Raw genomic sequence first — 22055 nt, 5'->3', positions numbered from 1 at the left:
CCTAACGCACTAATTCGCTTTAATCGGTGAGACGGACTTTTGAGTTGATGAATCTAACGCCTTAATGAATAGCGAACCTAGAAGCATCGAGCTGAAAAATAACAATATATCACTATTACCAAGCGCCAAACTTGTCACCGCAGGTCCAGGGCATATACCGGCTATCCCCCAACCTAATCCGAATACGGCTGCGCCAATAACCAGTCTGACGTCAAGGTCAGTTTGAGTTGGGATTGAAAGAAGCGAACCATCCATCGCCTTTGAGGTTTTCTCGATGTGTAACCAGTAAAAAGGCATAAACACCAACAACGCCCCCCCCATGACAAAAGCAAGACTCGCGTCCCATTCACCCATTACATCAAGGAAGCCGACCACTTTCTGTGGTTGGATCATACCTGACACCGTCATTCCTACACCAAACAATAGTCCGCTAAATAACGGAGCTAAACGTAAAATAGTCGATTTCATCTGTCACTTACCCAAGTATATGAAGTCGCACGTAAACCGTGACAGCGGCTACACACATAAAAATTGAAGTGGCGATGACTGAGCGTTTCGATAATCGGCCCATGCCACATATCCCGTGTCCACTTGTACAACCATTGGCAAGGCGGGTTCCTGCTCCAACAAGCAGACCAGCTAATACAATCCCCATCATTGGGGTATTGCTTGTATCCGGCGCATCGCCCCCTGTGAGCAAAACAGTGATCACTCCACCAGTAATCAAGCCAATAGCGAAGAGCAATCTCCACCAATAATCGCCCTCTTTGGGGCTAACTAAGCCATTGATTACGCCACTAATCCCAGCGATTTTGCCGTTTATCAGCAGCAGTAATACAGCCGAAATACCAAGCAACATTCCCCCAACTAGGGAATCCCAAGGAATATTCATTTCTTCAATCACCTTAAAACTACTTACCACAAAATACGGAATGTAACGTTTGAATTAGGGTCTCGACTCGTGGATCAGACAATGAGTAGAAAACCTGCTGAGACTCTTTACGCGCTTTGATTAAATTGTGTTTTCTCAACACAGTTAGATGCTGGGAAAAAGCAGACTGACTAAGAGAAGAACTCGACTGTAGCTCCCCAACTCCCACCTCTCCCTGAGTCAATTGACACAACACCATCAATCTCTCTGGATGAGCCATCACTTTGAGTAATTCGGAGGCTTCTACTGCATTGCTCTGCATCTCTTTTAAATCAGAAAATTCAACGTTCATACAATCACTCCAAATACCTAAACTATATTAGATGATACTTATAAACATACTTTAGTCAATGCTAATTTAGATTTTTAATATTTAGATAAATTAACATTAGACAATGCTAATTTATAACTCTATAGTAAATCCCAACAATGCATGAATGAAACGGATACTTTGTTATGACACTAGAAAATGCTATTCGAGTTCTTGCCGGTGGAATGGTTATCTTATCAGTCGGCCTGACAATGACAGTCAGTTCAAACTTTGTTTGGTTGACACTTTTCGTCGGAGCAAATTTGATTCAGAGTGCGTTCACAGGATTCTGCCCTGCGGTTGTTGTACTAAAGAAGCTTGGGTTTAAGTAACAGAGGTTGATATGACTAAGATTTTAATTGTTGGTGGTGTAGCTGGTGGGGCTTCCGCTGCTGCTCGTGCACGCCGTTTAAGTGAAGATGCCGAAATTATCATGTTTGAACGAGGTCCATTCGTTTCGTTCGCAAATTGTGGCCTTCCTTACCATATTGGGGGTGACATCCAAGAGCGAAGCAAATTACTGCTGCAAACTCCCGAAAGCTTCTTAGCTCGCTTTAATGTCGACGTGCGTGTGATGAATGAAGTGGTCTCTATTGAGCGCAGCAGTAAAACAGTTACGGTACGAAATCTAATCGATAACAGCGAGTATACAGAAAGCTACGACTTTTTATTGCTTAGCCCGGGCGCAGGCCCTGTCGTTCCGCCAATTCCGGGGATCGATAACCCACTCACTCATTCGCTGCGTAACATTCCTGATATGGATCGCATCATTCATACCATCCAAATGAACAAGCCTGAGCATGCAACCGTGGTTGGCGGAGGCTTTATTGGCCTTGAAATGATGGAAGCTTTCCATCAGCTAGGGATCAAAACCACCTTAATCGAAATGGCCGACCAAGTGATGACGCCTGTCGATCGCGAAATGGCAGGCTTTGCCCATGCTGAAATTAGGCAAAAAGGCATTGACTTGAAACTAGGGGTTGCCCTTGAAGCGGTTGAGTACGTTGCTAACGAACATATCGCCTCACTGGAGTCTGGAGAAGATTCGGCACATCAGCACATCGAAGGCGAGCTAAACCTAACACTAAACAATGGTGAAACCTTAACCACAGATATTTTGATCATGGCAATTGGTGTACGTCCAGAAACCAAGCTAGCTCAAGAAGCAGGACTTCAAATTGGTGAGCTAGGTGGTATCTACACCAATGAGATGATGCAAACCAGCGATCCAAGTATTTACGCAGTTGGTGACGCCGTCGAAGAAAAAGACTTTGTCACTGGTTCACAAACATTAGTACCGCTTGCAGGCCCAGCCAACCGCCAAGGTCGTATGGCCGCAGACAATATGCTAGGACGCCAAGAAACCTATCAAGGTACCCAAGGCACTGCTATCTGTAAGATCTTTGATCTCGCAGTGGCGTCTACAGGTAAAAACGAGAAGCAACTTAAGCGTGAAGGCATTGACTACGAAAAAGTCTACGTTCACACAGCAAGCCATGCGAGCTATTACCCTGGCGCTGAAATTGTCTCATTCAAGATGTTGTTCGACCCTAAAACGGGCAAGATCTTTGGTGCGCAAGCGGTAGGTAAAGATGGCGTTGATAAACGTATTGATGTAATGGCGGTTGCACAGCGTGCAGGTATGACAGTAGAACAGCTTCAACACCTTGAACTGACTTATGCGCCACCTTACGGCAGTGCCAAAGATGTTATTAACCAAGCTGCATTTGTTGCCACAAATATCATCCAAGGTGACTCAACCCCGATACATTATGATCAAATAGATTCGCTTAGCGATAACCAAGTGCTACTTGATGTTCGCAATCCCGGTGAACTAGAGAATGTTGGATTTATCGAAGGAGCAATCAACATTCCTGTCGATCAACTACGTCAACGTATGGCTGAGTTACCAAAAGACAAAGAAATCGTCATTTATTGCCAAGTTGGGTTACGTGGTAACGTTGCTTACCGTCAATTGGTGAATAAAGGGTACAAAGCGCGAAACCTCATTGGCGGTTACCGCACCTACAGATTTGCTCAAGACTAGCCATCGCTTGCAAACATCTAATTGAATCAAATTTGGGGAGCTTCGCTCCCCTTTTATTTTTGCTGCAAGCGAGATCACTACTACCTTGGTCTAGTCATGGATTTAAATTGATCTAGATCATTTTACCCTAATTTTAGTAAGGTTATGTTGTTATTGTGTTAACGGAGAATTAACAAGGAAGTATCAAATGGAATTAAAAAAAGACCCTCGCTGCTACACTGACGTTTGCATTAATGGCAAATGGTTTCATCACGACCACTGCACAACAAGTGCTTACATGCTCAAAGGTGGCGCTTCATGTGCGGTTGAATTAGAAAGAATGCCAGAAACCGAAAACGAATTAATTGAACTTATTTCTGCGCAATTCTAACTCAATAAATTACGTATTGCTTCGCATACAATATTCAGTCAAAAATTTTTAGTCAGCTTAAAAGAAGCCACCTTTGAAAGGTGGCTTCGTCACAACTTAACCAATACAAAAGAATAACTTCTAATGAAAGATCTCACTACTAAACCTCATCATTCTACTTTCACCCATTAATCTTTGGAAAGACTCTTGGTCAAGCTTAATCAAGGTTTCGTGGTCTCCTGCCTCAAGGTAAACGTAGTTTTGGCGGGTTAACACTTCATCGAACGTCATCGACATATGATATGCGCTCCCAACTGGTGGCACCGCACCGTTCTCACAGTCTTCAAACATCTCGTACAGTTGCTTCTCTTTGACAAGATGAAAACTCGCGTTCAACTCCTCATTAAGCCTTGAAAGGCTAATCTTATTTTTGGCGGGCAACACTGCCATCATATGATGACCATCATGATCCTCTAATACGATGCCCTTAGCTAAAGAAACTAAAGGAATCCCGGCCGCCACACCACTTTGCAGTGAACTTTGACTGTGACTATGTTGGACAGTTTGGAATGGTATATTGTGTTCATTCAAGTAGTGGTCTAATCGGTTCGCTATGCTCATACTAGCCTCCGTACATCAGTTCCCTTTATCAGTATAGACGCTCAGACTTTGGCTCTCCACGAAGGTAGTTTTCGCCTTAACATCCATATATATGACAAATATAAATCAATGCGTTGAGTTACAGTACGAATGCAACTTCAAACTTTTAAATATTTGTGTTTCAAAATTTAGACAAAATAACTAAGTAAAGTCTAATTCACTAATTTAATGCACACTAATACTCACGCCCTAGATATATGGCCCGAATCTGTTCTGTAAATATGTAACTTACATATTTGCCAGTTATTTATTCCTTATAATAGAATATATATACGATTGATTTGTTAATAGAGCCTTTGTTTTATATTCACTTTTTATGTTGATAAGAAGACATAGACCCACCAATGAGATCCCACACAGTTACATTTGGGTTAAATTAATTATATTTTGTTACAAAACACAGCGTTATAAATAATAATATGAAATCAGTCAGTGGGTTATTAATTCTAGTTTGTTCATCTGCAATCTCAGGCGGCATTGATGACGAGCGACTGCTAGAATCACTTATCAAACAAGGTATTATTTGTGAAGACCAAAGCGAAATTGAAAAGCAAGAGTCATTACAAATATATCTCTCTCAGAAATTTTCTAAAACCTCAAAGCAATCCCATAAAGAAGATCCTTCTGACAAAAAAAGTACCGACTGTATTTCAGCAAAAGAATAACGATACTCCCGTTAGCTAATATCTCACACCAAACTTTAGGTGCTCGATTATTGGTGCTAACAGCGTCGTTGTGTCTGCTATTTGGCAGATTGTTGGCAATAAAAATTAATAAGGAAATATAATGAAAATGATGAGGAAATCACTGTTGGCATCAGCAGTGTTCACTCTATTTAGCACAAGTGGTCACGCTCAGACTCCGATCGATCTGGGTGTCATTAATGAAGACAAAGTCATTGAAATGCTTGTTGCCCAAGGGAAACTTAATCCCGATGCTTCTATAGAAGAGCGTCAAATAGCGCTAGATAAGTTTATCGATGGAAAACTAAACCGAGGATTTAAGGGCGACGCGCAATTTGGCAAGAAAGCGTTGGAACAACGTGCCAAAATCCTTAAGTCAATTGAGTTTGATAAAGGCTTGCGAAGAGCTCACGTCTTTTCGTTCGATGCTAACAACAAAAGAACGGACAAAGTTTTAGCCGTATTGGTGGACTTTCCAGATTTACCTTGGGATGAAAATAGGCTCACGAAAGAGCATACTGAAATGCTCTATGACCGATACGAGCCAAGCCACTATCAAGAACTTCTGTTCTCTGATAGCGGCTATACTGGGCCAAATGGTGAGAATTTCATTTCGATGCGCCAGTATTACGAACAAGAATCTGGTGATAGCTACAGTGTTTATGGTCAAGCCGCTGGTTGGTATCGAGCCAAAAATAATGCCTCGTTTTATGGAGGTAACTCCCCTACTACAGACAATGACCAAAATGCGCAGGAGTTGGTTCGTGAAGCACTTAACCAACTTGCGAATGACCCAACCATTAATCTAGCCGACTATGACATTGAAGATCGCTATGACTACGACGGTGATGGCAACTTCCGCGAACCCGATGGTGTAATCGATCATTTGATGGTTTTCCATGCGTCAGTGGGCGAAGAAGCTGGTGGTGGTGTACTCGGAGCCAATGCAATATGGTCTCACCGATACAATCTAGGTAAGTATCACGTCTTGTCTGGTACTTCTAGCACCGTACCTGGTCGATTCAACGGACAATACGCTGCATTTGACTATACGATTCAGCCTATCGACGCTGCTGCTGGTGTTTGTGCACATGAGTACGGTCACGACTTGGGATTACCAGATGAGTACGACACTCAATACACTGGTAAAGGAGAGCCTGTATCGTACTGGTCTATCATGTCTTCAGGCAGCTGGGCAGGTAAAATTGGCGGCACACAACCAACCGCATTCAGCTCTTGGGCTAAACAGTTCCTTCAGGCTTCTATTGGCGGTCGTTGGGTGGCCAATGATGTGGTAACTCTAAGTGATCTCGATAATAAGCCACTTGAAATCAAACTGCATCAAACAATTGACAACGACAAACCCAACATGGTTCGCGTTGACCTGCCTCTTAAACGTACTGCAGGACTTGCCCCTTTTGAAGGTAAATTCGGCTTCCATAGCGGTAAAGGTGACGATCTGAAAAACAGCATGGAACGAAAAGTAACGTTGCCGGCTGCCTCCAAAATCACGCTGACTTTTAAAGCTTGGTATCAGATTGAAAAAGACTACGACTTTGCCCGTGTACTTATCAACGGCCAACCGATTGCAGGCAATATTACAACAAATGAAGATCCTAACAGCACAGGTTTAGTTCCTGCTATCGCAGGCGACTCGAAAGGCTGGGTTGACGCTGAATTCGACCTCACACAATGGGCCGGACAACAAGTTAACCTTGGTTTCGACTACGTGACGGATGGCGGCCTGGCGATGGAAGGTCTTCATGTAGACAACATTGCTTTAGATGTTGATGATACAATTTCTTCTCTCGACAACGCAGAATCACAATCTACTTTCGCTCTTAATGGATACCGTTTAAATGATGGCTTCAATGAAGCCCCGCACTACTATCTACTCCAGTGGCGTAGCCATGCAGACGTGGATGAAGGGCTAAAGAACATCAAACGTTTCGGCCAGATGATGTCTTTCGAACCAGGTCTGATCGTTTGGTACGTTGATGAGTCGATGACAGACAATGCGGTTGGTAAACATCCGGGTGAAGGCTGGCTTGGCGTTGTCGATGCTGACCAAAATGCGATGGTTTGGGATAAGTCAGGTACAGCGGCACAAACTCGTTACCAAGTTCGCGACGCAGCATTCTCACTTCAAGACCAAGCCACTATGCGACTTGTAAATGCTGATGGGGATGTACTGGAAGATGTCAGCCTCATTGCCAATAGTTCATTTTCGGATGACCAAGATTATTCCAATCCAGGGGCACCTGATTCAGGTCGTTTGCTAACTGAATTTGGTGTAACCATTGAAGTTATAGAGCAAGATCCTTCAAACAAATACGGTGTGATTAAACTTTCAAAAGTTCAGCAACCCAATCTACCGCCTGTTTCTAGCTTCGAGCTTTCAGTAAACGGTCTTGATATTGCTGCAATGAACTCTAGTGTTGACTCGGATGGTGAGATATCTGCTTACCTATGGGAGTTTGGTAACGGCGAAACCAGCACGGACGCTTCCCCTAAATGGAAATATTCAGACTCTGGCTCTTACACTGTATCGCTTACTGTTACTGACAACCAAGGTGCCAGCCACACAAGTAGTCAAACAGTAGAAGTTGTTGCTCCAAATATGTTACCTGTTGCCAACGCGAAGTACGTTCACCTTGGACGTTGGGTAACTATGTGGTCAACAAGCCACGACCCTGATGGCCGTATCGTTGACACTGAGTGGGTTCTTCCAAACGGTAAAGTCAAACGTGGACGTATTTTTACTAAGATTTTCCCGAGCTATGGAAAACATGAAGTGAAAATGACCGTTATGGATGACAGCGGAAGCAAAACCACAAAAACCATTGTCGTCGATCTTTAATAACCGACCTGTTTCTCCCTATTCCCATACTTCCATGTGAAGTTTTGCGCGGCTCTCAAGAGCCGCGCTTTTTTCTTAGAGTTTCGGTACTGGCACAACTTCTACACTGAAGTTTTTAATACCATATTGCTCCAACTCTTCATCTGTTAACGAATACTCTGCAGAACGCTTAACTCGACTTCCTAAAGGAATCGTCTTGCCAAATCTCACATCAGAACCAAAAGATGCATCAGCAAAAAACTCACCGGTAATTTTCGTCTGTATTGGTCTGAGAACCTGGCCTAGTAAACTTTTCACATTGTCAGCACCATATTCTCTTAGCAGCCAAGGCCAATCCCATTCGTTCGAAGTTGACGGAATATTGCGATGTTCATATTGGTACTTTAGGCTTTTGTCGTTACCTCCATTGCGCCCAATAACCCAATTTGCAGTATAGGTAGGTCGATCATCAGGATGGTGACTCAGAGCATTTCCAGACCAACGCATAAAACCCGTTAATGCCAGTTCATAGCTTAACTCAGCGTTAAACGTGTACGGGTAACTGATTGAAGAGCGGAAAACCTCCATAAAGACTTCTTGCTTAGTATTTGGCGCAACGTTAACAACAATCGTATTGGAGATCCCTTTAGACTCTGAGTCTCCGTTGGTCGTTGCCCAGCTTTGGTTGGCTCCAATCTCTATCGACAACTCAGTTTCACCCACAAGAGGCCACTTAAACTTGTTCTTGGTTGAGACTTTTTGACTTAAGCCATAAGTGTCTGTTTTGGACCAATTTGTCGATTTCTCGTACTTAAAGGTCACTCGATATTGTTGTTCGAGGTCAGATTCATTGGTCACAACCTCTGAGCGACGACCGATCAGTTCTTTATCTGATTGAGTTATTTGGCCAGCATTGAACGTTTCCGGATCAATGTGATATTCAAAACCAGATATATCCATTTTTAAACGTTCGTTACATCGGTAGCCTTCACAAGAGCCAGAATTGTCCGCATCAATATCATAGTTTCCTAACCCATCGGTAGACGTGATCATATCGTCGCCGACATATTTGCTGCCTGTACCACCAGCCCAGCCAAAGCCAAGATAATGAGCCAGCAATGCTAGCGGTTGATAAAACTCTTTCTTATTGACTAGATACCATTCAGTATGAGCTTCATCATTTTCAGGCACTACAAGCGCTGCGTAGTCCGGGATACTGTGGTCTGGTGGCGTGTTGTAGGTACACCATGTTGTACCCGCTAACCTGTCTTGCTTGATAGTTCCATTGTACCCTGACCCCATCAAGACATAGCCATCGGCAATATTTGTGATTTGCCATGGTCCCATTTGACCTACTAAATCAGATTTAATTGGCATGATTTCTTCAGAGGTAATTGGTCTAAAGCCAACCTCACAGCTTTGACCTTGAAGTTTAATATCTAAAATATCTACCGCTGCATATACATTAGATTGCACCATGCTAAAGACAATTGAACTAGCGACTAACGATGTTTTAAAAACCTTATTCTTATTCACGTTATTCTTCCTGTTAATAAATAGAATACAATGCGAAATGTTCTTGTTTTCGCACATGTTTTTTACTTCCTTTAACAGTTATCAATAAAGCTACAATTATTATTAACGGACAAAACCTCACATTGACATATTAAATTTATTGAGAGCTATTGTTGTTTAATTTTCAATCTGTTAATTTTAAACTAGCGAATAATTACATTAGCTTTTGTTAAATTAATCACACCTTAAATTGCATTTTCTAAATTAGTAGAATAAATAATCGAAAAATCAAATTTAGTAATTTCTTAATAAGAAAATAATTTGATCTTAGTTCACCTTTATAAACATTCATAAAACCAATTCTTTGACTAAACACATTCTCATGTGAGATACAGGTCAGAGGAGTTAATACTCTATTAACCAACAATTACGAGAACGTTTTATGAAGAATGCACTTTTATTGGCTAGTTCGTTAATTGCAGTTCCAGCCATCTCCGCTGAACAACCAACCACGCCTGAGGCCGTAACAGCGGCATACGCAGCGTCTGTTCAAAACGATGAAACATACACCTACGTTAGATGCTGGTATCGCCCTGCTCAAACTCATGACGACCCAGCAACATCATGGGAATGGGCTCTAGATGAAAATGGAGACTACCTAAAAGTAAACGGGTATTGGTGGTCGTCAGTGTCATTTAAGAATATGTTCTACACCAACACACCTCAGTCAGAAATCAAGCAACGCTGTCAAGAAACACTTAATGTTAGCCATGATACGGCAGACATGCTCTATTACGCTTCGGATAATCGCTTTTCTTACAACCATTCTATATGGACAAATGACACAACACCGAACAGTAAGATAAATCGCTTAGTCGCATTTGGTGATAGCCTTTCTGACACTGGAAATCTATTTAATGGTTCGCAGTGGGTATTCCCTAACGCTAACTCTTGGTTCTTAGGTCACTTCTCAAATGGATTTGTATGGACAGAGTATTTAGCTGAGGCCAAAGATGTTCCACTCTACAATTGGTCTGTCGGTGGCGCTGCGGGTACAAATCAATACGTTGCATTAACAGGGATTTATGATCAGGTCACTTCCTATCTTACATATATGAAGATAGCCAAAAACTATGATCCTAAAAACACTTTATTTACCCTTGAGTTTGGCTTAAATGACTTCATGAACTACGACCGCGAAGTCTCTGACGTCAAAGCGGATCTAAGTAGTGCCCTAATCAGACTGCGCGATGCAGGGGCGCAACACCTGATCTTACTGACACTACCAGATGCGACCAAGGCTCCTCAGTTCAAGTACTCAACTCAACAAGAGATAGAAAAAGTTCGTGCAAAAATTGTGGCGTTTAATGCTTTTATCAAAGAACAAGCAGATTTATACAAAAATAAAGGTATGAATGTAGTGCTCTACGATGCAAATACCTTGTTCAACGCAATGACCAGTAAACCTGAAGAGCATGGATTTGCCAATGCCAAGGATGCTTGTTTAAACATCAATAGAAGTTCGGCACTTGATTATTTATACAGCCATAGCTTCACTAGCGATTGTGCTCATCACGGTTCAGATAAATACGTGTTTTGGGGCGTAACTCACCCAACAACCGCGGCGCACAAATACATCGCTGACCAAATAATTAAAGAAGAACTAAACAAGTTCCCATTCTAATATAAAGGCAGAGGTTTTATCCTCTGCCTTTGTTTTTAACCTTATTTTCTTATGCAACTGCCTTATTAGCCCTATAGGTGTTAAAACCAAAGATAGCTATCACGGCGAGAACGAAAGGTAGTACATAAACGTTCATCGTTTGCCACCCAACCGTTGACTCTAACCAACCAGACATTAAAGCGGTTACGGTTACACAGCTAAATACAAAGAACTCGTTGAAGGCTTGCGCTTTTGATTTGTTTTGGGGCTTGTATGACTGACTGAACAGCCCAGTTGCAGCAATGAACATAAAGTTCCACCCCACCCCCAAAAGAATCAGGGCCAAGCTAAAGTGCCAAATGGATTGCCCATGTATATTGATGGCAATACATAATACAAACAGTAAGCCTCCCGCAAGAATCATTGCTCTTGCGCCAAATCGTTCTATCAGGTTTCCGGTGAAAAAGGCGGGAACAAACATACCAAGCACATGCCACTCAATCACCCCAGCCGCTTTGTTAAAATCAAAACCACAACCTATCATGGCAAGAGGTGTCGCCGTCATCAAAATATTCATCACCGCATAAGCAACCATCGCTGCAAACACTGAGATCATGAAGTTTGGCGCTTTCATAATCTCGCTAAGCGGTTCAGAAACAGCCTGCTCATGCTGCTCAATCGGCGCGGGAAAACGAATGGTTTGCAGTAAACACAGCGCAATAATATTAAGGACGATTAAGGACATGAACGCGCCAACGTAGAGTCCATCAGAAGACCACTGCTGCGAATAGACTGCTAGGTTCGGCCCTAGCATCGCGGCTAACACGCCACCAGCCATCGAGATTGAAATCGCCCTATGTCTTGCGCTCTCATCACAGACTTCGATTGCCGCGAAACGATATAAGGTCCCGAAACCGATACCAATCCCCAATAAAAATGTTCCGACACAAAACATTGAAAAGTTTTGTTGCGCCAATGCATAAGTCGCTATCGAAGCCCCAGTAATGCCGACCAGATTACCTATGCTAAATCCTTTCTTCCTACCCAGTTTGCCCATGATGAGAGAGGCGGGAATGGTCGCACTCATTAGACCTAGAAACTGTAATGCAACGGGTAAGGTAATTAGGCTAGAACTAGGCGCTAACGTTTTGCCAACTAGCCCAATAACCGATATCAGCAGAATGTTTCCGGTCATCAGCAGAGCTTGACATAATGACAACAGCCAAACGTTCCGGTTCATTTCAGCGCCTCTTCGACTGCTGCATTAACGTGAATTGCAACAGTATCAAACAAAGGAACCTGAGTATCACTTTGCTCTACAAGCAATCCAATCTCAGTGCAGCCTAAGATCACCCCTTCTGCTCCTGATGCGGCTAGGTCATCAATTATAGTGAGATAATCATCTTTAGATCGCCTGTTGATCTCTCCTAAGCAAAGCTCGTTATAAATGATGTCGTGAACGAGCTTCCTCTGTACGCCATTAGGAACAACGACCTCGATGCCAAACTTATCAGTCAGTCTTTGCTTGTAAAAAGTCTGCTCCATGGTAAATGCCGTGCCAAGGAGACCTATCTTCGTGATGCCGCGCTGCTGTAACTCAACGCCTGTCGCATCGGCGATATGCAGCAAAGGGATTGAAACAGACTCTTCAACTTGCTCTGCCACTTTATGCATGGTGTTAGTCGCGATGAGAATGAAGTCAGCCCCCGCCTTTTCAATAGATTGCGCGGCTTGGCAAAGAATGCTTGCGTTGGCTTGCCAATCTCCACTTCGTTGTAACGCCTCTACCTCGGCAAAATCGACACTGTTTAAAATCATCTTCGCTGAATGCAGCCCACCTTTAGCACGCTTAACACCTTCATTTAATTGCTGGTAGTAAGTCGCGGTTGACTCCCAACTCATGCCGCCAATTATGCCAATTGTTTTCATTCCTTTCCCCTCGACTGACTTAATACCAATCACACTAATTATCTGCTCATTCTTGCCGAACATCTAAGTAATGCGATTGGTATGATTGATTTAATTAAACAGATAACGAAAAGTATTACAAATAAAAAAGCCCCTAGCGTTGAGAAGCTAGAGGCTTTTGTTTATAAGAGACAATCTAGTTTGTTTCTTTGATTGGCAAGACCTGCTTGACGTAATTGCCAGGCGCAGGACCCAATACAGGGAACTGTTCACTACCTACTTTGAACGGTTCAACTTGCTCATCGGGATTAAAGCCAAGTAGCCACTGATCCCAATGTGTCCACCAAGAGCCTTCAGTATGATCTGCGTTTGCTAACCATTCATCAGCACTGTCATCCAAAGAATCATTGGTCCAAAAACCGTACTTGCCTTTTGCCGGATGATTGACGATACCTGCAATGTGTCCAGACTCACCAAGCACGAATGTCTTGTTGCCACCGACATTTAGCGCGCCACGATAGGTTCCTTGCCACAATGCAATATGGTCTTCCTTTGTTGAGATAAAGTAGCTCGGCACTTTGATCTTATTTAGGTCGATCCAAACTCCACCTATTTTCACGCCCTTGTCTTCTACCAACTTATTGTTTAAGTAGAGTTCACGTAACATGAAGTTGTGAGTGTCTGCAGCTACGTTGGTACTGTCACTGTTCCAATACAGCAGATCGAAATCGACTGGACTGTTCCCTTTTAGATAGTTATCAACGTAGTAGTTCCAATAGAGGCTATTTTCACGCAGAAGACTGAAGGTCACACTTAGAGAGCGGCCATCCATGTAACCTTTGGCACTATTCTGAGCTTCAATTGCATTAATGATTGTGTCGTTGATATACGCGCCAACTTCTCCAGGCTGAGAGAAATCTAATAGCGTAGTGAAGAAGGAGGCACTCTTAATGCGCTTTTTCATTCTCTTCGCCGCGTAGTAGGCAATCGTAGACGCCAGCACTGTACCACCAATGCAGTAACCCGCCGCGTTGATTTGATCTTGCCCTGTGATGTCTTCAATCGCCGATACGGCTTTTGCGACGCCATCAGTGACATAGTCACCAAATTCAACGTTACGCTGCTCTTTGCCAGGGTTACGCCACGACATCATAAATACGGCATGTCCTTGCTCAAGGAGCCAGCGAACCATTGAGTTTTTCTCACGTAAATCAAGAATATAGTATTTGTTGATAAACGGAGGCACGATCAATAGAGGTGTTGCGTTAACTTTTTCCGTCATTGGGCGGTATTGAATCAACTCAAACAGCTCATTTTGGAAGACAACGTCACCTTGCGTGTTGGCAATATCCTCTCCGATTCGAAAGGCGTTGTTGTTGGTCATTCGAATCTTAAGGATATCGGCACTCGACTCTACGTCTTCTTTCAGCTGCTCTAAACCAGCGAGTAGGTTTTCGCCATTTTGCTCTAACGTTAGCTTAAGCAGCTCTGGGTTAGTGGCGATATAGTTACTAGGAGACATTGCGTTGATCGCCTGTCGTGAGAAAAAGCTAATACGTTCTTTGCTTTTCTCATCCAGACCTTCGATGCTTTCTATCGTCTCTAGGTAAGTTTTACTAAATAGAAGATAAGACTGCTTGATGAAGTTGAAGAAGATGTCGTTTTGCCACTCTTCGTGTGCAAAGCGTTTATCACCTTTTTCTGCTTTAACAATTTCTTCTGTATTGGCAGTTAGTGCAACGTTTTGCCAAATTTGTAACTGCTGCTGCCACCAGTCTGCTTGAATTTTTAGCAATGCAGCGGGTTGATTTGCGGCACTTTCGAAGAGCTTGGTTGTATCTTCTAAGTTAACCTCTTGCATTGCTTTATTGAGGGGAGAGTTCGCGGCTGCCCTGCTGAGTTCTAGATCTTCCCACCATTTTTGATTGGTTTCTTGGAGCTTAACAAGGTAGTCCGAAAAGAAGTGTTGTAACATATTGCTACTCCTAAGATCGGAAAAATGCCGCCTTTCGGCGGCAGAGAAGTCAGTGTTATGCTGGAGTCACTGTCTTAAGGTTTTCCGATGTCATTTGCTCAACATCATCTTTGAACTCTTTGGCGATAGATTGCAGCTTGTTGCTGTCGTCCATCATCTGTTGAGATAGCTTAGTCAGCACATTAAGTTGCTGGCTATTGAATGCAGTGAGTGACGTGACGTCTTTCACTTCACTTGCCGCTTTCATTTGCGTTAGACCCATTTCGCTGTAAGTGCGGATAGCATTTAGTTGAAGCTCAGTAAGCACTTCGACGTTCTTCGTCACAAGCTTGTTGAACTTCACGTATGGTTCTAGGCCTTTTTCAGTTTGATCTGTAAATGTTTTGAAGAAATCTGTGTACATGAGTATCACTCCTAAGTTAAGTCCATTTAAATGGTTTAGTTAATTGATTTGATTACTACTGCAGTGCCCATACCGCCACCTACACACAGTGAAGCGACACCATATTGACCTTGCCCGCGATTAAGTTCATGGATTAATGAAACAAGAATGCGGTTACCCGATGCGCCTAGTGGATGCCCTAAGGCAATCGCTCCACCATTTGGGTTGGCTTTATCGAGGATGGATGAAACAGATACCTGATGTTTGTCTGCTAACTGATGAATTACACCTAGCGCTTGGGCGGCAAACGCCTCATTCAACTCATAGACATCAATATCGTCGGTTTTAAGTTCAGCTTTTGCCAATGCTTTAGTGACTGCTTCGACAGGACCAAGCCCCATAACTTCAGGCGCTAAACCAGACTGAGCGTAGCTGACGATTTCAGCAATTGGCGTTAATCCATACTGTTTAACCGCTGACTCACTCGCAACGATAATTGCACTCGCGCCGTCGTTGATACCAGAGGCATTACCCGCTGTAACCGTACCTTCACGGTCAAAAGCTGGTCGAAGTTTTGCTAATCCGCTTAATGTTGCTTCTGGTTTTGGATATTCGTCAGTATCAAAAACAATCGTTTCACGACGCTTTTTCACATCAACTGAAACAATCTCATCTTTGAACTTACCTGCTTCAATTGCAGAAACTGCTTTCAACTGACTCGCTAGGGCATATTCATCTTGCTGTTCCCGAGAGAGGCCGACTTCTTTCGCGACATTTTCTGCCGTCACACCCATATGGTATTGGTTGTAAACGTCAGTTAAGCCGTCATTAATCAGTAAGTCTGTCAGGTTCAGATTGCCCATTTTATGGCCATCACGAATACCAGAAGGAACAGTGAAAGGAATCTGAGACATCACTTCGACACCTGCAGCAACGACGACTTGAGCATCACCAGAGCGGATATGGCTTACTGCATCCATAACGGTTTTCATTCCGCTACCACACACCATATTCAGTGAATAAGCAGGTACTTCGTTTGGTATACCAGCGTAAATTGCCGCTTGACGGCCAACACCCATACCTTGACCAGCCCCAACCACATTGCCCACAATAACTTCATCGATAGAGTCAACATTCACGCCACTTTCTGTGACAGCAGCTTTGATAGCAATTGAAGCCAAGTTACCTGCTGAAATATCTTTCAGTGAACCGCCAAAAGCGCCGATCGGGGTACGCTTAGCACCAACAATAAATACTTTTTCCATGATCCATTCTCCTTAATGCATGTGTAAGCCGCCATTTACAGAGAGTGTTTCCCCTGTAATGTAGGCGCCAGCTTCACTTGCTAAGAAAGAAACGGATTTAGCCACTTCCTCTGGAGTCGCTAAGCGACGCATTGGAATCTGAGCTTTAATTGATTCAAGGACTTCTGGTTTCATCTCTTCTACCATTGGCGTACCTGTGTAGCCAGGAGCAACGACATTGACTGTCACACCTGAACGAGCACCTTCCGCTGCTAGTGCTTTGGAAAAGCCGATCATGCCCGCTTTGGCAGCCGAGTAGTTTGTTTGGCCGAACTGACCTTTGATACCGTTAACCGAAGAGATATTGATAACTCGACCATTACCCTTCTCACACATTGCAGAGAACAGCGGCTGAGTAACGTTGAACACGCTGTTCAAGTTCGTTTCGATAACGTCTTTCCATGCGGTAGCCGTCATCTTTTTAAACGTGCCATCTCGCGTGATTCCAGCATTGTTGATGACAACATCAACGGTACCTTCTTCCACAAGCAGACTCGCTAAACGCTCTGCACATTGCTCGGTATCAGTAACATCAAGTTCAAACAGACGCACTTGGTCTTCATTGAAACCTTTTTCGTTAAACCATTCTTGAGCACATTGCTTTTTACCCGTGAAATGAGTAGCGATGACACGGTAGCCATCATTTACCAATTGAGTAGTAATAGCAGAACCAATTCCGCCTTTAGATCCTGTGATCAAAGCGATTTTTTTCATTAAGAGACTCCATTCTTAACAGCAATAAATAACCAAACGGTTTTCTTTTATTGGTGCTTGCCATTAAGCACCAACCAACGTCATTAATAAATTCTTGTAAGACTTTTCTTGCGTCTTTTAATTATCAAAACTAATGCCTATTTATTACAGTTCAAATACTTTTCGAAATTATGTGCATAAAGTTGAACAATGTCTCATATAGAATGTAATGTTATTTAATTGTTAACTCCACTTAAGTTTATGTTTTCAAAGGATTTGTTGTTATAAACATGTAAATCATTAAACTCTATCATATTGTTTAATAAAGATTTTATTTGAATTACACTCATTTCATTAGTCTTCATCACTCATTGAACAACTGCTATTCGCACTCATTATCAATCCGGATTTTATGACTATTTTGTTACTAACGGACATTGACTTTAGGCTGATTAAAACGCAATTTAATTTAATAGAACTATCAGCCAATCTATTTAAATCTCTGAATAAAATGACATTAAACACATATTTTCTAATTATACTTTAGTATGAATAAAACAAGTTTTTAATAATAACCATTATTGATAGATGAAATAATAAAGACATCCAAAACTAACGCACAAAAAAGCCCGGATAAAAATCCGGGCTGGCTTAAAGCGAATCGTTATTCAGTCCATGAATTACCCGGCAGTGGATGGTTTGATTCGATAAAAGATGGCGAACAGAACAGGTACAACGATCAGTGTTAATACTGTTGCAAAGCCTAAACCGGCCATGATAGTTATCGCCATGGAGCCAAAAAATGCATCAAACACTAGAGGTACCATCCCTAGAATGGTCGTTAATGCCGCCATACTTACGGGACGTACACGTGATATCGCACTATCAAACACGGCTTGATATGGATCTTTACCAGAGCGTAGTTCAATGTTGATTTGGTCAAGCAGCACGATGCCATTTTTCAGGATCATGCCACTTAGGCTCAGTAGACCTAAGAAGGCAGTGAAGCTAAACGGCATATCTGTCGCAAGTAAACCAATAGACACACCTATGATTGACAGCGGAACGGTAAACCAAATAACCAACGGCTTTCTAAACGAGTTAAATAGCAGCATGGTAATAATGAACATCAATAGGTAGCCCATCGGCAAGGAACCGAACAGCGCCTCTTGAGCGTCTTTTGACGACTCATATTCACCACCCCAACTAATTGAGTAGCCTTCTGGCAGCGCCAACGCTTCTACTTGTGGTCTAACTCGACTAAATAAGCTCGCTGGTGTTTCATGCCCCAATACGTCGTGGTCAGCTAGCACTGTCAGCGTACGTTTTCTGTCTCTGCGCTGAATAAGTGGCTCTTGCCAATCAAGCGCAACGCCATCGATAACTTGCTCTACTGGAATATAGCTTTGTAGACTCGGGCTCCATATCTTAACGTTAGCCAATGACTCAAAATCAACACGCTCTTGCTCAGGCAATCGAGCAATGATTGGGAGCATGTGTGTGCCATCACGAAGTAAACCAATCGGTGTGCCGCCAAAAGCCATTTGCAGCGTATTGGATAACTCCTCTTTAGAGATACCTAAACGACGTGCTTTTGATTCATTAAACTGAGGAACCAGTTCTTTGGTACGTTCACGCCAGTCGTGTCGAACATTTCGCGCACCAGGGTCTTGCAAAAGTACATCTTCGACTTGTAGCGCGATATCTCGTAGAACTTGAGGATCTGGACCTGTAATCCTAGCTTCAATTTTAGAAGCCGGTGAAGGGCCGAACTCCATTAATTTAAACTGAAAAGTCGGTTGATTGAATGTCACTGAAAGGTTTTTGTCTAACTCTTCCAGTAGCTCAAACATAGTTTCACGATCTTGGGTGCGAACCTGTAGCTGCGTATACGCCTCGTAACTCTTTTCAGGTTGGTAAGTCAACGCAAAACGCTGTAAACCTTGGCCTGTTGTTGTGGATACAAACTCAACATTGTCTTGATCGCGAATGTACTTCTCAACTTTTTTGGTTTCTTCAATCGTCTCGCGAATATCCGTCCCTTCTGGCATCCACATGTCGACATAGAACATCGGCGTGTTTGATGGTGGGAAGAACTGTTGCTTGACCATACCGAAGCCTGCCACCGCGACCACTAGCAAACCCACCATACTTACAACGGTTAACCAACGGAAACGAAGTGCGAATTTCAAGCTGGCACCAAAAACGGTAAACAAGATGCCTTTGTAAGGATCGACCTCTTCTGCTGAGCCACCCTTCTCCTCTTCTTTAAGCAGTAGATCGGCTAAGAATGGTGTCAAAGTAAGTGCCGTAATCCAGCTTAAAAACAGTGAATAGCATAGTACCCAGAATAGTGAGCCCATGAACTCGCCCGTCGCATCTTCTGAAAGGCCAATAGGTGCGAACGCGGTGATAGCAATGACGGTTGCACCAAGCAATGGCCACTGCGTTTGTTTAACAATATCTACCGCAGCCTGAACTTTCGTTTTGCCGCGTTTCAGACCAACTAAGATACCCTCTACAACAACAATCGCATTATCAACTAGCATACCTAATGCTATGATGAGTGCACCCAATGAAATACGATGAAGCTCGACATCATTTTGTTTCATTAGGATAAATGTGCCCATAACAGTGAGCAGTAGAACCGCACCAATGATGATGCCGCTACGTAACCCCATCGCAAATAACAAGACAATGATAACGATCGCAACCGCTTGACCTAAGCTAACAATGAAGTCATCAACTGACTTTTCCACTTCAGCAGACTGATTGTAAAAGTAGTTAATCTCAACACCCGCAGGACGGATATTTTCTAATGCTTCTAGCTCTGTTTCTAAGGCTTTACCTACCTCGACTACGTTGACGCCCGCACCAAAGGAGATCGCAAGGTTAATGGCAGGCTTACCGTTAAATGTCACAACGTTTGAAGGCTTTTCTTGAATCCCACGACTAATCGTTGCAACGTCTTTAAGGCGAATCAAATTGCCGGTATCACGACCGTGAATGATGAGCTCTTCTAGCTCCTGCTCTGAACTCATTGTTCCGTTTGGTCTAATCGTTAATGTTTGGCCATTAACCATCACTTCACCCGCTGATTGAACACTGTTCTGCTGGCTCAGGAGGCCGACAACGGTATTCATATCCAGATTAAGCGCTGCCAAACGTTCCAGTGAGACTTCAACAAATAGCTGCTCTTGTTGATCTCCGGCTATGGCGACTTTACCAACCCCATCGACAAGTTCTAGCTCTCGGCTTAGATAGTCAGCGTAACGCTTAAGCTCAATGTAATCATAGCCATCGCCCGTCAGCATGATCATGATGCCGTACACATCGCCAAAATCATCAATGATCTGTACCGAATTTACGCCACTAGGAAGATTCGGCCTTAGATCGTTGATTTTACGGCGCATTTCATCCCATATCTGCGGTAGCTCGTCCGGGCCGTATTCCATCTCCATACTTACCATGATTTGAGACATGCCGTTAGAAGATGTAGATGTAATCTTATCGATGTAAGGTAGCTTGCGGATCTCTTTCTCTAATGGATAGGTTAGCTCTTCCTCCACTTCCTGTGACGTTGCCCCGGGGTAAGTCGAAATAATCATCGCATCTTTGATCGTGAATGCAGGGTCTTCTAGTCTCCCTAGATCCATGAAAGATGTATAACCGCCAATTGCCAGTATGATTAGGAACAACCAGCTAATAACTTTATTTTTTATCGAGTACTCAGCAATGCTCACAGCTCAGCTCCCTTGATTTTCATACCGTCGCGTAATTTTCTTAAGTTCGATTTAATCAGTACGTCGCCTGTTTCGATGCCAGTGCCAACCAAGGCACCACTACCTGTAATTTGGTCAACAGTCACTGGATAACGATGTGCTTCACCTTGTTCAAGCTTCCAAACATAGAACTCTTGGCTTTGTTTACCCGCGTCAATTGCGGTCATTGGCACTTGAAATGCTCTGTATGTATTCAGGCCAGCTTTAACTAAATCAACCGAAACCTTTGCACTAGTACCAGGCAGAATCGGTTGCTCAGTTTGTGCCATTCTTAACCACAATTCATAGGTCTGGCTTTGCGGGTGAAGCTCACTGGTATGCTCATAATACGCAATAGGATAGCTACCATTATGACCAGCAAAAGTCGCCATTGGCTTATATTCCTGCGCGTTAGTTTCCGGGTTTAACATTGCTAGAACCGAATCAGACACTTCTATCTTGACGTAAACTTTGTTGTCTTGATAAATGGCAAAAACCTGCTCACCAGGCGAGACATTCTCAAACTTTTTCTTATCGACAGAAGAGACAACGCCGTCAAAAGGAGCACGCAAGCGCATGTATTTCATTGTTGCCTTTGCTGACCCGAGATTCGCTTCTGCTAGCTGGAAGTTCGCAGTTAGCTCATCAAGTTCAGCGCGCGAGATCATCTTATTTGCACGCAGATCCTGACCACGTTTAACCTGCTTCAGCGCAAGCTCATACTTTGCTTGAGCGTCATTTAGTTTTTGCTTCGTTTTCGCATCATCAAGCATTGCTATCGTCTGGCCTTTAGTGACATTGTCACCTTCTTTAACCAAAATAGACGCAATTTCCCCATCTAAGCGAAACGCAAGCGGGGTTAACTCAGCAGGCATCACTTGCCCGTTGAAATTGCGATATTGGCTTTCTGATGCGGCGGCAACATTAAATGTGTCGACCATTAAGGGATTTGCTTCACGGTGTGTCGAGTCGGGTGTACAAGCCGATAGAAAACCGACCGAGATTGCCGCTAGCGCAAAAGTTTTGATACGCATG

The 22055-nt window shown here is 43.2% G+C and carries 19 protein-coding genes; 6 read left to right on the top strand and 13 right to left on the bottom strand.

Features of this window, described 5'->3' with window-relative positions:
• Positions 1 to 9: 9 nt before the first annotated feature.
• From AC5O63_RS00350 to AC5O63_RS00340, 3 genes are read right to left on the bottom strand one after another with little or no spacing between them, the layout of a single operon-like run.
• Positions 10 to 468: a DUF6691 family protein gene (locus tag AC5O63_RS00350; RefSeq protein ID WP_494503482.1), complete on the bottom strand. Its 459-nt coding sequence runs from the start codon at positions 466 to 468 to the stop codon at positions 10 to 12.
• 7 nt (positions 469 to 475) lie between these two features.
• Positions 476 to 892 (bottom strand): YeeE/YedE family protein, encoded by a 417-nt coding sequence (locus AC5O63_RS00345; protein ID WP_494503481.1) that lies wholly within the window; start codon positions 890 to 892, stop codon positions 476 to 478.
• Positions 893 to 911: 19 nt separating this feature from the next.
• On the bottom strand, positions 912 to 1223 hold the full coding sequence (locus AC5O63_RS00340) for an ArsR/SmtB family transcription factor (RefSeq protein WP_171323384.1): 312 nt from the start codon (positions 1221 to 1223) through the stop codon (positions 912 to 914).
• A 164-nt stretch (positions 1224 to 1387) separates the two neighbouring features.
• Here AC5O63_RS00340 and AC5O63_RS00335 point away from each other — a divergent pair, with 164 nt between their 5' ends.
• The 3 genes from AC5O63_RS00335 to AC5O63_RS00325 all read left to right on the top strand — a co-directional run bounded on the left by AC5O63_RS00335 (position 1388) and on the right by AC5O63_RS00325 (position 3658).
• Complete coding sequence (locus AC5O63_RS00335) at positions 1388 to 1573, top strand: YgaP family membrane protein (protein ID WP_004743759.1); 186 nt, start codon at positions 1388 to 1390, stop codon at positions 1571 to 1573.
• Positions 1574 to 1584: 11 nt separating this feature from the next.
• Positions 1585 to 3288, top strand: a complete 1704-nt coding sequence (locus AC5O63_RS00330) for an FAD-dependent oxidoreductase (protein ID WP_494503480.1) — start codon at positions 1585 to 1587, stop codon at positions 3286 to 3288.
• A 187-nt stretch (positions 3289 to 3475) separates the two neighbouring features.
• Positions 3476 to 3658 (top strand): hypothetical protein, encoded by a 183-nt coding sequence (locus tag AC5O63_RS00325; protein ID WP_004743762.1) that lies wholly within the window; start codon positions 3476 to 3478, stop codon positions 3656 to 3658.
• 120 nt (positions 3659 to 3778) lie between these two features.
• On the opposite strand, the gene AC5O63_RS00320 is transcribed toward AC5O63_RS00325, so the two are convergent.
• Positions 3779 to 4258 carry an aminoacyl-tRNA deacylase gene (locus AC5O63_RS00320; RefSeq protein ID WP_004743765.1) on the bottom strand — a complete coding sequence of 160 codons (480 nt, stop codon included), beginning with the start codon at positions 4256 to 4258 and terminating at the stop codon, positions 3779 to 3781.
• Between the two features lie 458 nt (positions 4259 to 4716).
• Between AC5O63_RS00320 and AC5O63_RS00315 the strand changes: the two genes are divergently transcribed.
• Together AC5O63_RS00315 and AC5O63_RS00310 are read left to right on the top strand one after the other, a co-directional pair.
• Complete coding sequence (locus AC5O63_RS00315; protein WP_171323375.1) at positions 4717 to 4962, top strand: hypothetical protein; 246 nt, start codon at positions 4717 to 4719, stop codon at positions 4960 to 4962.
• A gap of 121 nt (positions 4963 to 5083) precedes the next feature.
• A complete protein-coding gene (locus tag AC5O63_RS00310) occupies positions 5084 to 7840 on the top strand; it encodes an immune inhibitor A domain-containing protein (RefSeq protein WP_494503479.1) in 2757 nt (918 codons plus the stop codon).
• Positions 7841 to 7915: 75 nt separating this feature from the next.
• Here the strand turns inward: AC5O63_RS00310 and AC5O63_RS00305 are convergent, their stop codons facing one another.
• Positions 7916 to 9355: an aerolysin family beta-barrel pore-forming toxin gene (locus AC5O63_RS00305; protein ID WP_494503478.1), complete on the bottom strand. Its 1440-nt coding sequence runs from the start codon at positions 9353 to 9355 to the stop codon at positions 7916 to 7918.
• Between the two features lie 421 nt (positions 9356 to 9776).
• On the opposite strand from AC5O63_RS00305, the gene AC5O63_RS00300 reads away from it, so the two are divergent.
• Positions 9777 to 11018, top strand: coding sequence for an SGNH/GDSL hydrolase family protein (locus tag AC5O63_RS00300; RefSeq protein WP_494503477.1), 1242 nt, complete (start codon positions 9777 to 9779; stop codon positions 11016 to 11018).
• A gap of 49 nt (positions 11019 to 11067) precedes the next feature.
• On the opposite strand, the gene AC5O63_RS00295 is transcribed toward AC5O63_RS00300, so the two are convergent.
• From AC5O63_RS00295 to AC5O63_RS00260, 8 genes are all read right to left on the bottom strand, one after another.
• Positions 11068 to 12237, bottom strand: coding sequence for an MFS transporter (locus AC5O63_RS00295; RefSeq protein WP_494503476.1), 1170 nt, complete (start codon positions 12235 to 12237; stop codon positions 11068 to 11070).
• On the bottom strand, positions 12234 to 12926 hold the full coding sequence (locus AC5O63_RS00290) for an aspartate/glutamate racemase family protein (protein ID WP_494503475.1): 693 nt from the start codon (positions 12924 to 12926) through the stop codon (positions 12234 to 12236). Before AC5O63_RS00290 ends, AC5O63_RS00295 begins: the two co-directional genes overlap by 4 nt.
• A 175-nt stretch (positions 12927 to 13101) precedes the next feature.
• On the bottom strand, positions 13102 to 14880 hold the full coding sequence (phaC, locus tag AC5O63_RS00285) for a class I poly(R)-hydroxyalkanoic acid synthase (RefSeq protein ID WP_494503474.1): 1779 nt from the start codon (positions 14878 to 14880) through the stop codon (positions 13102 to 13104).
• Positions 14881 to 14935: 55 nt separating this feature from the next.
• Positions 14936 to 15283, bottom strand: coding sequence for a phasin family protein (locus AC5O63_RS00280; protein ID WP_004743779.1), 348 nt, complete (start codon positions 15281 to 15283; stop codon positions 14936 to 14938).
• Positions 15284 to 15318: 35 nt separating this feature from the next.
• Positions 15319 to 16527 (bottom strand): acetyl-CoA C-acetyltransferase, encoded by a 1209-nt coding sequence (locus AC5O63_RS00275; RefSeq protein ID WP_171323362.1) that lies wholly within the window; start codon positions 16525 to 16527, stop codon positions 15319 to 15321.
• Positions 16528 to 16539: 12 nt separating this feature from the next.
• On the bottom strand, positions 16540 to 17280 hold the full coding sequence (locus AC5O63_RS00270; RefSeq protein WP_004743782.1) for an SDR family oxidoreductase: 741 nt from the start codon (positions 17278 to 17280) through the stop codon (positions 16540 to 16542).
• A 659-nt stretch (positions 17281 to 17939) separates the two neighbouring features.
• Entirely contained in the window at positions 17940 to 21002 is a 3063-nt protein-coding gene (locus AC5O63_RS00265; RefSeq protein WP_494503473.1) for an efflux RND transporter permease subunit, read from the bottom strand.
• A complete protein-coding gene (locus AC5O63_RS00260) occupies positions 20999 to 22054 on the bottom strand; it encodes an efflux RND transporter periplasmic adaptor subunit (protein WP_494503472.1) in 1056 nt (351 codons plus the stop codon). Before AC5O63_RS00260 ends, AC5O63_RS00265 begins: the two co-directional genes overlap by 4 nt.
• Position 22055: the final 1 nt, after the last annotated feature.

Source organism: Vibrio sp. SCP2 (assembly GCF_059295395.1).
This window is presented reverse-complemented; position numbering and strand designations above follow the sequence as displayed.

What these genes read in the sequence shown, in the direction of transcription:
- AC5O63_RS00315 (WP_171323375.1), top strand. Translation starts at nt 4,717, where the DNA reads ATGAAATCAGTCAGTGGGTTATTAATTCTAGTTTGTTCATCTGCAATC.
- AC5O63_RS00275 (WP_171323362.1), bottom strand. Translation starts at nt 16,527, where the DNA reads ATGGAAAAAGTATTTATTGTTGGTGCTAAGCGTACCCCGATCGGCGCT.
- AC5O63_RS00350 (WP_494503482.1), bottom strand. Translation starts at nt 468, where the DNA reads ATGAAATCGACTATTTTACGTTTAGCTCCGTTATTTAGCGGACTATTG.
- phaC (WP_494503474.1), bottom strand. Translation starts at nt 14,880, where the DNA reads ATGTTACAACACTTCTTTTCGGACTACCTTGTTAAGCTCCAAGAAACC.
- AC5O63_RS00340 (WP_171323384.1), bottom strand. Translation starts at nt 1,223, where the DNA reads ATGAACGTTGAATTTTCTGATTTAAAAGAGATGCAGAGCAATGCAGTA.
- AC5O63_RS00330 (WP_494503480.1), top strand. Translation starts at nt 1,585, where the DNA reads ATGACTAAGATTTTAATTGTTGGTGGTGTAGCTGGTGGGGCTTCCGCT.
- AC5O63_RS00345 (WP_494503481.1), bottom strand. Translation starts at nt 892, where the DNA reads ATGAATATTCCTTGGGATTCCCTAGTTGGGGGAATGTTGCTTGGTATT.
- AC5O63_RS00290 (WP_494503475.1), bottom strand. Translation starts at nt 12,926, where the DNA reads ATGAAAACAATTGGCATAATTGGCGGCATGAGTTGGGAGTCAACCGCG.
- AC5O63_RS00270 (WP_004743782.1), bottom strand. Translation starts at nt 17,280, where the DNA reads ATGAAAAAAATCGCTTTGATCACAGGATCTAAAGGCGGAATTGGTTCT.
- AC5O63_RS00310 (WP_494503479.1), top strand. Translation starts at nt 5,084, where the DNA reads ATGAAAATGATGAGGAAATCACTGTTGGCATCAGCAGTGTTCACTCTA.
- AC5O63_RS00280 (WP_004743779.1), bottom strand. Translation starts at nt 15,283, where the DNA reads ATGTACACAGATTTCTTCAAAACATTTACAGATCAAACTGAAAAAGGC.
- AC5O63_RS00325 (WP_004743762.1), top strand. Translation starts at nt 3,476, where the DNA reads ATGGAATTAAAAAAAGACCCTCGCTGCTACACTGACGTTTGCATTAAT.
- AC5O63_RS00300 (WP_494503477.1), top strand. Translation starts at nt 9,777, where the DNA reads ATGAAGAATGCACTTTTATTGGCTAGTTCGTTAATTGCAGTTCCAGCC.
- AC5O63_RS00295 (WP_494503476.1), bottom strand. Translation starts at nt 12,237, where the DNA reads ATGAACCGGAACGTTTGGCTGTTGTCATTATGTCAAGCTCTGCTGATG.
- AC5O63_RS00260 (WP_494503472.1), bottom strand. Translation starts at nt 22,054, where the DNA reads ATGCGTATCAAAACTTTTGCGCTAGCGGCAATCTCGGTCGGTTTTCTA.
- AC5O63_RS00320 (WP_004743765.1), bottom strand. Translation starts at nt 4,258, where the DNA reads ATGAGCATAGCGAACCGATTAGACCACTACTTGAATGAACACAATATA.
- AC5O63_RS00335 (WP_004743759.1), top strand. Translation starts at nt 1,388, where the DNA reads ATGACACTAGAAAATGCTATTCGAGTTCTTGCCGGTGGAATGGTTATC.